General features: G+C 54.3%; 12 protein-coding genes. 5 read left to right on the top strand and 7 right to left on the bottom strand.

Annotation, left to right across the window (positions count from 1 at the left end):
• The first annotated feature begins 74 nt into the window (after positions 1-74).
• Positions 75-1,001 carry a YihY/virulence factor BrkB family protein gene (locus C1J03_RS21530; RefSeq protein WP_441351145.1) on the top strand — a complete coding sequence of 309 codons (927 nt, stop codon included), beginning with the start codon at positions 75-77 and terminating at the stop codon, positions 999-1,001.
• A gap of 31 nt (positions 1,002-1,032) precedes the next feature.
• Here the strand turns inward: C1J03_RS21530 and C1J03_RS21525 are convergent, their stop codons facing one another.
• Positions 1,033-1,584, bottom strand: a complete 552-nt coding sequence (locus C1J03_RS21525; RefSeq protein WP_114888443.1) for a cupin domain-containing protein — start codon at positions 1,582-1,584, stop codon at positions 1,033-1,035.
• A 186-nt stretch (positions 1,585-1,770) separates the two neighbouring features.
• On the opposite strand from C1J03_RS21525, the gene gabT reads away from it, so the two are divergent.
• A complete protein-coding gene (gabT, locus tag C1J03_RS21520) occupies positions 1,771-3,165 on the top strand; it encodes a 4-aminobutyrate--2-oxoglutarate transaminase (RefSeq protein WP_114888442.1) in 1,395 nt (464 codons plus the stop codon).
• Between the two features lie 73 nt (positions 3,166-3,238).
• Here gabT and C1J03_RS21515 read toward each other — a convergent pair whose 3' ends face one another.
• Positions 3,239-3,856 (bottom strand): helix-turn-helix transcriptional regulator, encoded by a 618-nt coding sequence (locus tag C1J03_RS21515; RefSeq protein WP_114888441.1) that lies wholly within the window; start codon positions 3,854-3,856, stop codon positions 3,239-3,241.
• Between the two features lie 487 nt (positions 3,857-4,343).
• On the opposite strand from C1J03_RS21515, the gene C1J03_RS21505 reads away from it, so the two are divergent.
• Complete coding sequence (locus tag C1J03_RS21505; RefSeq protein WP_114888439.1) at positions 4,344-4,760, top strand: DUF6855 family protein; 417 nt, start codon at positions 4,344-4,346, stop codon at positions 4,758-4,760.
• A gap of 42 nt (positions 4,761-4,802) precedes the next feature.
• Here C1J03_RS21505 and C1J03_RS21500 read toward each other — a convergent pair whose 3' ends face one another.
• Entirely contained in the window at positions 4,803-5,675 is an 873-nt protein-coding gene (locus C1J03_RS21500; protein ID WP_114888438.1) for a LysR family transcriptional regulator, read from the bottom strand.
• A gap of 104 nt (positions 5,676-5,779) precedes the next feature.
• On the opposite strand from C1J03_RS21500, the gene tmpA reads away from it, so the two are divergent.
• Positions 5,780-6,922 carry a 2-trimethylaminoethylphosphonate dioxygenase gene (gene tmpA / locus C1J03_RS21495; RefSeq protein WP_114888437.1) on the top strand — a complete coding sequence of 381 codons (1,143 nt, stop codon included), beginning with the start codon at positions 5,780-5,782 and terminating at the stop codon, positions 6,920-6,922.
• Positions 6,919-7,512, top strand: a complete 594-nt coding sequence (tmpB, locus tag C1J03_RS21490) for a (R)-1-hydroxy-2-trimethylaminoethylphosphonate oxygenase (protein WP_114888436.1) — start codon at positions 6,919-6,921, stop codon at positions 7,510-7,512. The genes tmpA and tmpB overlap by 4 nt, the downstream gene beginning before the upstream one ends.
• Before the next feature lie 135 nt (positions 7,513-7,647).
• On the opposite strand, the gene C1J03_RS21485 is transcribed toward tmpB, so the two are convergent.
• The 4 genes from C1J03_RS21485 to C1J03_RS21470 form a co-directional block, all read right to left on the bottom strand.
• Positions 7,648-9,831 (bottom strand): TRAP transporter permease, encoded by a 2,184-nt coding sequence (locus tag C1J03_RS21485; protein WP_114888435.1) that lies wholly within the window; start codon positions 9,829-9,831, stop codon positions 7,648-7,650.
• Between the two features lie 69 nt (positions 9,832-9,900).
• Entirely contained in the window at positions 9,901-10,896 is a 996-nt protein-coding gene (locus C1J03_RS21480) for a TAXI family TRAP transporter solute-binding subunit (RefSeq protein WP_114888434.1), read from the bottom strand.
• A gap of 127 nt (positions 10,897-11,023) precedes the next feature.
• Positions 11,024-12,361, bottom strand: coding sequence for a sigma-54-dependent transcriptional regulator (locus tag C1J03_RS21475; RefSeq protein ID WP_114888433.1), 1,338 nt, complete (start codon positions 12,359-12,361; stop codon positions 11,024-11,026).
• Positions 12,358-14,082, bottom strand: coding sequence for a sensor histidine kinase (locus C1J03_RS21470; RefSeq protein WP_114888432.1), 1,725 nt, complete (start codon positions 14,080-14,082; stop codon positions 12,358-12,360). Before C1J03_RS21470 ends, C1J03_RS21475 begins: the two co-directional genes overlap by 4 nt.
• Between the last annotated feature and the right edge of the window lie 24 nt (positions 14,083-14,106).

The raw sequence follows: 14,106 nt of genomic DNA, 5'->3' as shown, positions 1-14,106 counted from the left end.
GGCCCACTACGCGGTAAACGGAGATCCAGCGATGGATAAAAGGTGAGTGTGTAGATGCAAGGCAGGTTCACGTGATACAAAGCGCACCGGGCAAGCTGGCGTTTATTTGGACGGCCATAAAAGGCACCATTGCCCAGATCAGTGAAAGTAATCTTGGGCTCGTCTCTGCTGGCGTTGCGTTTTTCGCGATGCTGTCGCTCTTTCCAGCGCTCGCTGCGGTGATCGCTGTAATGGGTTTGATCGCGGATCCAGTTGTTGTGGTCGCACAGCTTGAAGAAATGCGGGAATTTTTGCCCAATGACGTTTACGAGATTATCAACACGCAAGTTGTGTCGCTGGTGACAGCCAGCGCGGACACACTGGGTTGGGCCGGTCTCGTGTCACTACTTGTGGCGCTGTGGTCGGCGCGCGCCGGGGTCGGTGCGATAATGATCGGCCTCAATTCGGTTTACAATGAACGTAACCGCAATACAGGCTGGCACTTTGTTCGCGCAATGGTTCTGACGATTGGACTGGTAGGCGTAGGCATCGTTTCATTGCTCACACTTGTCGTCGCGCCGATTGTTTTGTCGTTCTTCCCGTTTGGGCCATCCGGCAAACTGGTCGCTGAATTTGTGCGCTGGGCAATCGCGGTTTGCGTCCTATTCGCCGGGATCGGTATGTTGTATCGCTATGGACCAAATCGCAAACCCGTCCGGGCGGGATGGCTGACGCCCGGCGCGGTTCTTGCCGTGGTCAGTTGGGCTCTCGTTTCTCTCGCCTTTTCGCACTACGTGGCGAATTTTAGTAACTATAATCAAGTTTACGGATCAATCGGAGCTGTGATTGCTATGCTGATCTGGCTTTGGATCAGCAGCTTTTTTGTGCTGCTGGGCGCGGCGCTGAACGCCCAGTTGGAAAAGCGCACCGGTGTCGGTACGTCCGAAGCCAAATCGAGCCATGTCGACGAGCGAGGGATATTAGCGACGGACCAGATCATTGCGGCAGATGAGGATGTCTAATCCTTATCTCGTTGCCACTTTTGCACCGGGATCAGAAAGTCGGCGGCGTGCAGGCGCTCACAATAACGCAGACATCTGGACCTAGGTTGCGAAACCGGTGCGGTAGCCGGCTGTCAAAGAGGTACCCGTCGCCGGGTCCAAGAACGCCGACCGTATTCTCAACGGTTACCTCGATTTGACCGGTGATAACGATGCCAGCTTCTTCACCCTCATGAGACAACCGCTCGGGCCCTGTGTCTGCGCCAGATGGGTAGGTTTCATGTAGCACTTGCAGGGCATGTTCTTCCGCATTGCCAAGTTGCCGCAAGGATACCTGACCTGGTCCAGGCGGCGAGAGTTCGATAAATTCATCAGCTGCGAAGAATACCTTGCGGGTGTCCGTCTCTTCGATTGTGGAGAAAAATGCCGCCATGCTGATCGGTATCGCGTCCAAGAGGCTCTTTAGCGAGGCGACCGAGGGGCTGGTCTTGTTTTTTTCGATCAATGAAATGGTGCCATTGGTCAGCCCGGCCCGCGCAGCCAATTCGCGCTGCGAAAGACCACGTTCTTCGCGGATCGCTCTGAGCTTATGTCCGATATCCAAGGTTGTGCACCTATTCCAACTGCCTAAAAGCTCTGTGTATCTGGGCTGTCGCGGCTTGTCACAGGCAAATTCTAGCCTGCTTATTCAGAATATCGAAACCGCCGAAATATCACGATTGACAATTAAATTAAACGGCATAAAGGATATTTTAAACGCGGCGCACGTTCTTTGGAAAGGGAATCGTTCATGTCCACTACTCGTAAAAAACCTCGGAAGCCCTCTGTTAAGGCGTCTGCAAAGAAGAACCCTCAAATCTCTATCGTAGATACGGCCGCTCCGACGGTTGCGACCAACGCCGATTTTGTCGCGCGTCGTGAAGCGGCGGTGCCGCGCGGTGTGGCTTCTGCTGCGCCGATCTATGCCAAATACGCCGAAAACGCGGAGCTTTGGGACGTAGAAAGCAACCGCTATATTGATTTTGTTGGCGGCATTGGTGTTCTCAACACGGGCCACCGTCACCCCAAAGTGGTTGAGGCGGCCAAGCTTCAGGAAGATCACTACACCCACACGTCTTTTCAGGTTGTGCCTTATGGACCCTACATCGAATTGGCTGAAAAGCTGAACGAATTGGCCCCCGGCGACGCACCAAAAAAGACGTTGCTGGTGACCACCGGTGCCGAAGCGGTTGAGAACGCAGTCAAGATCGCGCGTGCGGCTACTGGACGCCCGGGCGTTATCGCCTTTACCGGCGGGTATCACGGCCGGACGCTGTTGACCCTTGGTATGACGGGCAAAATCTCGCCCTACAAAAAAGATGTGGGCCCTTTCCCGTCGGATATTTTCCGCGCTCCGTTTCCATCAGTGCGCGATGGCATCACCGTCGAAGATGCGCTGACGGGTCTGCAAAACCTGTTTCTGACCGATGCGCAGCCAGAACGTATTGCTGCCATCATCATCGAGCCTGTCTTGGGTGAAGGTGGGTACACGCCTGTGCCATTCGAGATGATGCAAGCGCTGCGCGACATTTGTGACCAGCATGGCATCTTGCTGATCGCGGACGAGGTTCAGGCAGGCTTTGGTCGGACTGGCACATGGTTTGCGATTGAACATTCGGGCGTTGTGCCCGACCTGATTACGGTCGCGAAATCCATGGCCGGTGGTTACCCTCTGGCCGGCGTGATTGGCCGTGCGGACCTGATGGACGCGGTGATCCCCGGTGGACTTGGTGGAACTTATGGCGGCAACCCTGTGGCCTGTGCTGCCGCACTTGCCGCGATTGAAGCGATCAAAGAAGAAGGTCTGCTGGCCCGATCAACAAGCATGGGTGCCCATCTTAAGGCGCGCTTTGCTGAGATTGGTGCGCGCACGGCACCTTTCCGGATGTGGGACATTCGCGGATTGGGCGCGATGGTCGCTGTCGAATTTGTGACTGATTTTGGCAGTGCCAAACCAGATGCCGATCTGACCAAACGTGTTATCGCACACGCGCTTAGACGTGGTCTGCTGCTGCTGAGCTGTGGCCTGCATGGCAACACTGTTCGAGTGATGGTGCCGTTGACAGCTTCCGACGAGATTGTCGAAGAAGGCCTCGCGATCTTTGAAGCAGCGCTTGCAGAAGCGGTGGCAGAAGAGCAGCACTAACTGTTTAAGCGAACGCTACTTAGATCAAGGCGCGCCGTGCAACCGACGCGCCTTTTTTTGTTACTAGATGGCCTTACTTTTCCCCGAACCGATGTGCTGAGATATTTATGTCGCCGCAGTTTCGAAGTGGGATATTTTCCCCTGAAATCTGGTCCGTGATCTCCCATTCATCCTGCGATAACGTGAGGGCAACTGGATGAACCAGCTTTGCGCTCTTCCCATTTGCATCGATCCGAACGATCCGATTGTCGCTGATGGCCTGCGCGAAAGCCATCACGCGCGGATCGTCGGGCGGGGTCGGTCCATCAACGCGAAACTGAGCCATCGCCTTTTGCGCGGTATGCCGAACCTTATCGGGAAAACTCTCAACCAGTTTGTTGCGCGCACGATCAAAGGCCTGTTCCAGACCGAGAGCCCCCAAAGCAGGGTTGCGACTGTTTAGAACCACGCCCAGAGCTTTTGCCTCGTCCTGGTCCAGCCCGGTCAGTCGCGTGCGGTAATTAAAGCCCAGTTCAATGCCGCCTTGGTTGCCTTGAAAAACAATGATCGGCAACCCTGCCTTGGTCATCGCATCAACGTCCCGTAAAATCGTGCGCGGCGTCACCTCCAGCTCCGATGCAAGTTGGGTGGAGGTAAGTCGCCCTCTATTTTGCAGCAAGAGCAGGATTTGCAGAAGCCTAGAAGCGCGCATTTCGATCTCTGAAACATGACATAAGATGTCATATTAGGCTTGCTATGCATCTAGGTGTCAAGCAAAGGAGCCCAAATGACGTCATTCAAAGTTACCCGCGAAATTGTTGCATCACCGGCTGCTATTTGGGCAGTTCTAGAAGACCCAGACGCACTCGGGGTGGGGCATTTGGGATCCTCAGCATCACCGGCAAGATACAATCTGAAGGCCGTATCAAATTGATATCTGAGGTTGATCCAACGCGCGCATTTCCGTTGCGGGTTACACAGTTTGACAGAGCGCGTCAGATGGCTTGGACAGGGGGTGTGCCGTTTGGATTGTTCAGGGGAGAAAGGATATTTAGGCTAACACCAAATGGCAAAAGCACGACGTTCAGCATGGAAGAGACCTTCACGGGTCCGTTGCGTAAGCTGATCATGAATTCCATGCCAGACCTGCAACCGTCATTTGAAAAATTTGGCGATGCACTCAAGGAAAGGGCAGAAGCATGAACCGAGTGACCTATGGATTAGGGATCATTGGCGATCCTTGGATTTTGAAAACGCCTCCACTGGGCTCTGAGTTTGAGGCCTGGAGAGACGAAGCAGCGGAACCACCCGCGGTGTTCGTTCAGGTTGGAAAGACGCGACTGTCTTATCAGTTGCGTGCAATCGAGGACGCCCATGCAATGCTGCTCGCGCATGGTGATTGGATGCCGCTTGGCAATGCCGATGAAGGAAAACCAACCAAGGAAGGCACGTTAGAGCATTGGGCGCGCAGTCAGGAGAACCCCGTTGGCGGGTATTATGGATTACGAAAGGGGTACCGAGGACGTTTTGCCAATTACATCTCCCCGGTTCTCGAAGTTCTGGGGTTGGCAGAATTGGAACACAACCCGCGCAAAAATCGCATAAGAGGTTTGTAGGGGGTTAACTGGACCGGTTTCTCAGAAATGGGTTGGCCAAGTCTAGCGTGAGCCCTCGGCCGCAAACAGACAGTCCACGACGTTATCCCATTGTGATTTGGTTAGTCCGTCTTTGTGCGCGATCATCCAATATGTCTCTTGCGGCTCCATGACGAATTCTGACGCGCGGACCAGTTTGCCTTGCTCCAACAGTGGGGCAGCGAGTGGAAGGGACGCGAGTAGGACACCTGCGCCGGATACCGCCGCAGAGAGAGCCGCAGAGAAACTGTCAAAGCGCAGTCTTGGGATTGGCGTTATGGGGTCTCCTGTTTGGCGCGCCCATTCGTGCCAACCGTGCCTTGGTCCAGACAACCCAAGGCGGGGCAACTCTAACCATGATGCATGAGTTGCTAGCAATTGAGGCGCAACAACCGGGCTTAGGTGCTCCGCAAATAACGGGATTTTATGAAGGTCTTTTCCTTCGCCACGTCCGTATTGCACGCGGATTGTTGTATCTAACAAGCTGTCGTCAGGCTGCAACACCATGGTAGACAGCACGATCTGCGGCTTGTGTGTGCTCTGCCAGTTGCGGAGTCTTGGAGCCAGCCACAATTCATTCACAGACGCACTTGCGAAAATTGTGATCTTTTCACGCTGAATGCCAAATAGATCTTCGTAACTTTCGTCGAGATTGCGAAACGCCGCCGATACATATGGTAGCCATGCCTCGCCTTCAACGCTGAGCGTCACGCCTCTTGGATTTCGCACAAACAGCCGGACGCCTATGCGCCGCTCCAGATTTGAGATGCGCTGACTGATCGAAGCTTGGGTGACGTTACTTTCCTTCGCCGCTGCGGTGAAGCTTCCGGTCCTGCCAGCCAGTTCAAAGGCACGCACCCAATCGAGCGGTATGTTACTTAATGAGAGATTAGACATAAGAAAAACCGCGCCTAAGGTTCGAATTATATTGATTGTGATTATGCCGCGCTCATGGAAATTTGCAACGAATTAGACACCCTTGATCCAAAGGCATCCCACCAATGTTCGAATGTAACTTGACTGAAGACGGCACATATTTGACGATTGTCGACCGTGGTGCTCAGACAAGGTTCCACGCCATTTGGCTTCGGGATAACGCATGGGATGCGGCAACGCGATCTGCTGACAATGGTCAGCGTTTGATTGCGTTGCGCGATATTCCGCAAGAAACATTGATCAGTGCTGCGGCGTTGATTGGTGAAACACTTAGCGTCACGTTTTCGCCCGAAGAGAAGACCATCGATTATGACCTAAGCTGGCTGCTTAGAAACGCATACGATCGCATGGGAGTTGCCCAAACTGGGTGGACAAAGTCCATGGTTGAAACCTGGGACAGCGATTTGATGTCACGGATCCCGGTTGCTGATTTCGACGCGGTTCATTCTGATCCGACAGAATTGAAAAATTGGCTTAGCCAGATCGCGCGCTTTGGGTTTGCCAAACTGGCGAACGGTCCGGTTGAAGAATTGGCGCTGGAGCGTGTCGTGGATTTGTTTGGCTATGTCCGCGAGACCAATTACGGGCGTCATTTCGAAGTACGCACCGAAGTTAATCCAACAAATCTGGCTTATACCGGAGCTGGATTGCAGGCACATACAGACAACCCTTACAGGGACCCCGTGCCGACCATTCAGGTTTTATACTGCCTCGAAAGCTCTGCTGCTGGTGGGGAGAATATGGTTGTCGACGGCTTTCGTGTGGCCGAAAGGTTGCGGGCCGACAACGAAGATTGGTTCAACGTTCTCTCGCGGTATTGCGCTGCGTTTGAATATGCAGGTTCGGGTGATGTGATGCTACAATCGCGCCGCCCCATGATCGAATTGGCACCGGACGGCGAGTTGATCGGTGTCAGGTTCAACAATCGCTCAACCGCGGCGATCACAGACGTCCCGTTTGATGATATGCAGACCTATTATGCCGCATACCGCCGTATGGGCGAACTCATCGATGATCCGTCGATGGAAGTGTCATTCCGCCTTGAGCCCGGTGAGTGCTTCTTGGTCGATAACCGGCGCGTTTTGCATGCCCGCAAAGGATACTCAGGAACCGGTAAGCGTTGGTTCCAAGGGTGCTATGCCGATATGGATTCACTCAATTCGAAATTGGCGGTTCTGGATGCAAAACAGCGAGAGGCGGCCCAATGAGTAAACCCGATTTCAACACATTAAGCCCCAGCAACATCGTCGCTTTTCTGGAAGATATCTTTGAGCGGCGCGGCGGTGAGGAATATCTTGGCGAGCCTGTGACCATGGCGGAGCATATGCTCCAAGGTGCCACGATCGCTGAACAGAACGGTCAGCGCGAGATCATCATCGTATCCGCCTTGCTGCATGATGTGGGTCATTTCACCAGCGAATTTGGCATGTTCAGCATGGACGACACCGAAGACAAATATCACGAAGACGCTGGGGCGGAGGTTTTGCAGGATTACTTCCCTACAATCGTCACCGACTGTGTGCGGTATCACGTCGCTGCAAAGAGATACTTATGTGCAACCAGGCCATCCTATTTCGACAGGCTGTCAGATGCGTCGATACATTCGCTTAACCTTCAAGGCGGGCCGATGAATGATGCCGAAATTCAGGCATTCGAGCAGAACCCGAATTTGGAGGACATCATTGCTGTGCGCTTTCTGGATGAAGCGGGAAAGCATGCAAATATGAAGACACCGCCGTTCGCGCATTTCGCCCCGATGGTGCAACGTATTGTCGATCAACATTGTGGTGTTGCGTGATGACGGACCCTCAATACGTTTTTGAGGCAAGCAGCAAGCCGTCTCTCCTTCTAGATTAGGCTCCTTTGGTGCGCGTAACCGCGGCCTCGAGAACGAGACACCTCGATGCCGCTGTTGGTGCATGGGCCGCTCGCATTACCCGCCTTCGGGCACCATGTGCGCTCCTGTTTTGTTGCGCGAAGACAATGCGATCGCGATCAGGATGGCTGTGGCGCCGACGATGTTGGGCAACCATGCCAAGGGCCAATATGTGCCGATGCCACCGAGCACCAAAAGCGGCAATGTGATTGGGCTAAGAGGCCCTTCGGCGTACCATTGGATCAGGGCGTTGGTTGCGTAAATCCCGAACAGGGCAAAGAACCCGATTTGAAGTACTTCAATCAACTCACCTGAGATCAACGGCGTGTAGGCAAACATCAAGGGGACGACATAAAGACCCTTCGCGATCTTCCAACTCTCGAACCCGGTTGCCATGGGCCGGGACCCTGCAATGCCAGCCGCCGTGAAGGCAGCGAGGCATACTGGCGGGGTCACATTAGAGTCTTGGCTGAGCCAGAAAATGATCAGATGCGCGGTTAGCAAAAAGACCGTTTGCGTAGAAGGATCGATCAACACTGGCCGTATCGTGACCGCGATTTCGAATGGGATGTTTCGGATCAATTCCCACGCTTCGGGTTTGGTCATGCCACTGGCCACCTGTGCGGCAAGGGGATGATCGACCAAGGCAAACAACGCGGATTTAGACGGATCCGAGATGCCTGCAATCAGCTGCTCAACGATCAAACCGTCTGCCATGATGCCTGCCAACGCTGGAGCCGTGAGGATCGCAAGGATGATATACGCGGCGGTCACCGGCAATCCCATGCCCAAGACCAGCGAAGCCAAAGCGATCAGCGCGATGGCCAGAACGAGGGACCCTTGCGACCATTGGGCGATCATCAACGAAAATCCGTTGCCCACACCGCTAGTGACGATTGCGTTGTTCATGATCCCGATGGCCGTCAACAAAATTGCCGTCATGATGGCAGATCTGATGCCGCTGACCAAAGCTTCGGCAATGCGCGAGGGGCCCATATTGACGGGTTTGAATGTCCCATCCTTGTTAAAATAGGCCACGACGCTCGTGGCCCATGAGGTGCCGATGACCGCCACGATGGCCCAGCAGGCCGCATAGGGTGGAGTGACGCCAGACAGAAGCAACCAGATCATGACGGCCAAGGGAATGACAAAAACCAACCCGCCAGAGATCATTTTTCTGCGGTCTACCGTCAGGTCAATCTTGGCACCTGCGTCATATTTTACCGCCTCAATCCGCACGATGAATGCGACCGACAGGAAATAGAGGATTGCGGGCACAACAGAAACGGCGACGATGGTGCCGTAAGGGATCGATGTATAGCTCGCCATCACGAACGCGCCCGCGCCCATGATCGGGGGCATCAGCTGGCCTCCCGTAGATGCCGCGGCCTCGACGCCTGCGGCAAATTGCGGCCGAAATCCATTGGCCTTCATCAGCGGAATTGTGATCACCCCAGTTGAGGCCGTGTTGGCAATGGCAGAGCCAGAGATGGTGCCGGTCAGTGCCGAAGAAATAACCGCAACAAATGCCGCACCCCCCTTGATGCGGCCTGCGACGACCTTGGATACCTCGATCACAAAGTTACTGGCACCTGACACAACCAGAAAGCCGCCAAAGATCATAAACAAGGTGATATTGGTGACAGAGATGGTCGCGAGGATACCGAACACCCCCTCATCATTATAAAGCGTGCGAAAGAGTACGTCATTCAACGGCAGGCTTGCGGACCGGAAAACACCTGGCAGCATGGTGCCCAAAAACAAGATGTAGCTAAGGGATAAGCCAATCAGAATCGGGATGACCCAACCTGACACGCGGCGCGAAAGATCGATGCACGCAAAGATCAACAATATGCCAGCGGCCCAGTCAATAGCGGTAAATTGCCAGCCCAGACCGGTGACAGCGAGAGAGCGCTCATAAAGCCCGGATTCTGCCCAAGCGACCCAAAGTGCTGCACTGGCCACAAGCAATCCGTAAAGTATGTCGATCACCCAAGCCCACGTTTGATTAGATTTTTTGCCCCAAGGACTGAGGGTCACAGAAGCCAGAAAAGCGAAACCTGCAAAATGGATGGCATTTTGCCACAAGCCCGGCTCGGTCAAATAGACATTCGTTAAGACGTGCCAAATCGCAAAGAGCAGCGCAAAACCAAATACGGCTTGGTTGCGCCCAAACTTTCCGCGCGGCATTTCCCAGAGTTGGGCGCGCGTCATTTGGCCGTTTTCTGTGGATCGTGTCATCTGTGGTCCCCCCTAAATAGAAAGAAGGGTCGCCGGATTACCAGCGGCCCTTCAGATCATGTGGCAGCGTTACTCAGCGATTAGGTTTGCTGGAATTTCCAAACCCATTTCGGTGTAATAGCGCGCCGCACCGGGGTGCAGAGGTGCCGGCAGTCCGGCCATTGCTTTCTCGACCGCCATTGCCTTCGTGGCCGGGTGGATCGCCTGCAAAAATGGCAGATTCTCATACATGGCTTTGGTCAGCAGATAGACATGCTCTTCGTCCACGCTTGCGTTTACGGCCAAAAAGTTTGGCTGAGCGATGGTGTTCACGTCATTGCTCTGACCCGGGTATGTGCCAGCAGCGATTGTGTATGGCACCCAAAGATTGCGACCACCGTCCATTGCAGTGGCTTCGTCGGCCGTCACGTCCAAGATTGTGAACTTACCTTCGTTAGAGGCCATCAATTTGGTGATTGCGCCTGTTGGGGGGCCTGAAGGGATACCAGCCGCGACAGCCTGACCGTTTGCCAACGCATCTGTCGTGGGGCCGTAGCCCGCTGAGATCAAAGTGAAGTCAGCTTCCAAATCCAGACCAAGACCGGCAAGCAACACTGTGTTGGATCCGATGGTGCCTGAGTTTTGCTTGCCCATGCCGACGGACATGCCTTTGAGGGCCTTTAAATCCTCAACAGTGCCGGTCGTGGCTTTTTCCGCCGGAACGATAAACTGCTCAACGTTTTGCCACAGCATTGTGACGGAACGAAGGTTGGATTGCGGTTCACTCACGGGGCCCGTGCCGGTGATTGCATAGGAGCCATAGAGACCCTGCAAAATGGCGAAATCAGCCGTGCCTGCAGACAACGCCTGCACGTTTGCGCCAGAGCCTGCCGAGTTGACGGCCGTCAGCGAGAAATCCTCTTTCGGCAGCAATTTGATCTTCGACAAAGTCGAGATCGCTGTGCCGACCGGGTGATAGGTGCCGCCAGTGGACGCCGTGTTCAATACGTAGTCGGCGCTTTGCGCGAGTGCGCCGCCAGCCGTGATCAAGCTGGTGCTCAGAACGAGTGCTTTCAACATTTTCATTTTTATTCCTCCCAAGTTCAAAACCGCAAAACGGCCTTGGAACGTTCTTGGGGAACTCTGGCAGTAAGCGGTATGAGGCAAAGTGCAGGGAAGGAAATAATCTGCCTGCGGATTTCCGCAGGGCAACTTAGCTGTTCAAAATGGCATCTTTATCCAGATCAAGCTTGACGATTTTTTCGTTGAGCGTGCGGCGTCCGATGCCAAGTGTGCTGGCCACGTCGTCCATGCGCCCATTCTCTTCTTGGATTGCCCTGCCGATCAATTCGCGTTCAAACGCCGCTACAGCTTCGCGCAGGGTACCGGGAAACGGCTGCAAAGAAGTCTGCCGCGCAATCGCAAGCCTGACTGAGCCGCCCCCACGTCGTTCTGCCAACACCCGCCGCTCAGCGACGTTTTGCAATTCGCGAACATTGCCGGGCCAATCATAAGACATCAGCGCCGAGATATCGTCATTTGTCAGCTTCGGAACCGGCAGCTCATAGATTTGACTGAGACGCTGCATGTAATGGCGCAACAACAGCAGGACGTCCTCGCCACGATCGGCCAAACTGGGAAGTTTGATCACTAGCGTGTTCAACCTAAACAACAGGTCCTCGCGAAAGGTTTTTTCTGCGATCAATTGGGACATCTGACCAGAGGCGGCGCTGATGACGCGGAACTCAACCTTTTGGACTTCGGTTTCGCCGACCCGCTGGTATTGTTTGGTCTCGATCGCACGCAATATTTTGGCCTGCGTTTCAGATGGCATCGATGTTAACTCATCTAAAAACAAGGTGCCGCCATCCGCTTCACTCATCAATCCACGGGGGTGTTCGGCCGTCCCGAACACCGTTTCTTCAAACCGTTCTGGCGGGATCGCCGCGCAATTGATCGGAACGAAAGGCGCTGTGCTAGAGGTGCCAAGATCGTGCAGCGCGCGCGCCACCAGTTCTTTTCCGGTGCCGGTATCACCAAGGATCAGAACGTTTGCGCGGCTCACCGCAAAATCAAATATCAAATCCCGTACGGCAATGATCTGGGCGCTGTTGCCGATGAGGATGCGCTCGAGGTCGGTCAGTTCAGCCAAGCGGCTCTGAAGCAGTTTCGTGCTATCTTCTAGGCGCTTCATGCGAATGGCATTTTTAAGAATGCCAAGCAGGCGGCGCGGCTCAAACGGTTTTTCAACAAAGCTGTATGCGCCGTCCTGCAAAGCGCTGACGGCCATCGGAATATCGCCATGCGCTGAAAACAAAATGACCGGTACATGGCTGATTTCGCGTGCTTTGCGTTGGAACTCCAATCCATCCATTTCGGGCATGCGCACATCACTCAGGATCGCATCCGGGGCATTTAGGTGAATGGCCTCCAGACCGTCATGTGCATTCTTGGCAATCACAGCCTCATAGCCGGCATTTTCCAGCAAATGAGCCAGCGAAACACGCATCCCGCGGTCGTCATCTATGACAAGTACTGTGGCTTTGCTCATGTTGGGTCTCCGTCGCCCGGAAAGGGCAGTGTGACGATAAATTCCGCACCGCTGCTGGCGTGGCCAACGGTCAGCTCTCCGCCGTGATCTTTGATGATCTCAGTCGTAATCGCGAGGCCTAATCCCATACCAACACCTGACGGCTTGGTGCTATAAAACGGTTCTTGCAGGTCTGTGAGTGTGGCCCCGGCCAGACCTGGGCCATTGTCAGTAACCCGTATCTCGACGCTGTCCGAACGCTTGGCAACATCGATGCTGACCTTGGGGTTGGATTGATCCTCAACCGCATGAATCGCGTTTTTTAGAAGGTTGGTAAAAGCCTGCTCCAGCTGCACTTGATGCGCATGCAGAAAAATGGGCTCGGGCAGGTCTGCAGAGCGAAAATCAATCCCTCCGGTTGCGATTTCCGTGCTCAATAATTGCTCAACCTCGCCCAGAACTGTCGCCAAATCTACATCGGCTTTCTTATCAACCCGCCCGCGTGCAAAGAACCTAAATTGCCCCGTGATCGCCTCCATCCGGTCGACAAGTTTGTTCAAACTTGTGGCCGTCTTGGCCGAGGTGATTTCATTTCCCATCTCTGCTGCGGCAAGATGGTTGCGAAACGCGCTGATCGGTTGCCCTAATTCATGCGTGACGGATGCTGCCAGATGTCCGAGGGCCGCCAGTTTTGCACTGCGCGCCAACTCGGTTTGCGCCTGTTCAAGTTGGTGGTTTTTTTCAATCAGCTCGCCACGTTGCTGCTCGGATGCGGTATAGGCCAATTCGATCCGGCGTGATCTGAGGAACGTGGCAAAACCGAGCAGAATGGCGATGATGCTGCCAAACATGACAGTGCTCAGAAGTGTTTGGCGCAAGATCACACTTTCCGGCTGTAAGTAATGGACGGTCCAGTCGCGCCATTCGGACGATCCCGATGCCCGCAAATAGGTGGTCCCTTCAACTGCAATCCGGTTACTATCTAGAAAGGACCAATCTAATGGGGCCAAAGGTTCGGCACCAAATTGACGGCTTTGCAGGATGGCACTGCGCACTTCAGGTGCAAGGGTGTCGACGGGCCGGTACAGCCAATCAGGGTTCGAGGCGAGCACGACGATATTGTCTTTGTTTAAGGCTACAACCGTTTCACTGTCGCTCTCCCAGGATCGCTGCAATTCGCTTACATCCAGCTTGATCGCGATAACGCCTTTTGGGGTATCTGCTGCAAATGACACCGGTTCCGCCACGAAGTACCCTGGCCGACCTGACGTCGCACCGATTGCAAAATAGTCGCTACGTTGACCATTTAACGCGTCCTGGAAATAGGGTCGAAACCCATAGTTTTGACCAAGAAAGCTATGGGGCTGGGTAGCATTTGACGTGGCAAGCACGAGCCCGGTCGCATCCATCAAATATATCGCTTCCAGCTTGGCTTCTTGTGCCAACAGGTCGAGCCGATCGTTTATGTCGGTCTTGACGGTTGTGGGATGCAGAGCCTGCGCGTACCGAGGGTCGCGTGCTAGAACAAAGGGCAAGTGCTGATGCTGGCGCAGCGTTTCGTTGAGCGCACGCAGATAAAGCGCCATACGATTTGAGGCCGCCTGTGTCTCAAGACGCTCGAAATAATGTTGCGCCCCAAAGAAAGTTGCGGCGGTCGCGAGCACGCCAGTAAAAAGCAGCACGCCGAGAATACTGGTACGCATCCGTCCCGGTGCGCGCGCTCTAGGTGTCTCAACTGGCATTGACCTCTCCCAAGGTTCAATTGT

Source organism: Sulfitobacter sp. SK012 (assembly GCF_003352085.1).
In the GTDB taxonomy this organism is placed as follows: Bacteria; Pseudomonadota; Alphaproteobacteria; order Rhodobacterales; family Rhodobacteraceae; genus Sulfitobacter.
Note: the sequence above shows the minus strand (reverse complement) of the source record. Positions and strands in the feature narration are given on the sequence as shown.

Bases quoted from the DNA above. Each gene is read 5' to 3' on its own strand.
- gabT (WP_114888442.1), top strand. From the start codon at position 1,771: ATGTCCACTACTCGTAAAAAACCTCGGAAGCCCTCTGTTAAGGCGTCT.
- C1J03_RS21515 (WP_114888441.1), bottom strand. From the start codon at position 3,856: ATGCGCGCTTCTAGGCTTCTGCAAATCCTGCTCTTGCTGCAAAATAGA.
- C1J03_RS21505 (WP_114888439.1), top strand. From the start codon at position 4,344: ATGAACCGAGTGACCTATGGATTAGGGATCATTGGCGATCCTTGGATT.
- C1J03_RS21500 (WP_114888438.1), bottom strand. From the start codon at position 5,675: ATGTCTAATCTCTCATTAAGTAACATACCGCTCGATTGGGTGCGTGCC.
- tmpA (WP_114888437.1), top strand. From the start codon at position 5,780: ATGTTCGAATGTAACTTGACTGAAGACGGCACATATTTGACGATTGTC.
- tmpB (WP_114888436.1), top strand. From the start codon at position 6,919: ATGAGTAAACCCGATTTCAACACATTAAGCCCCAGCAACATCGTCGCT.
- C1J03_RS21485 (WP_114888435.1), bottom strand. From the start codon at position 9,831: ATGACACGATCCACAGAAAACGGCCAAATGACGCGCGCCCAACTCTGG.
- C1J03_RS21480 (WP_114888434.1), bottom strand. From the start codon at position 10,896: ATGAAAATGTTGAAAGCACTCGTTCTGAGCACCAGCTTGATCACGGCT.
- C1J03_RS21475 (WP_114888433.1), bottom strand. From the start codon at position 12,361: ATGAGCAAAGCCACAGTACTTGTCATAGATGACGACCGCGGGATGCGT.
- C1J03_RS21470 (WP_114888432.1), bottom strand. From the start codon at position 14,082: ATGCCAGTTGAGACACCTAGAGCGCGCGCACCGGGACGGATGCGTACC.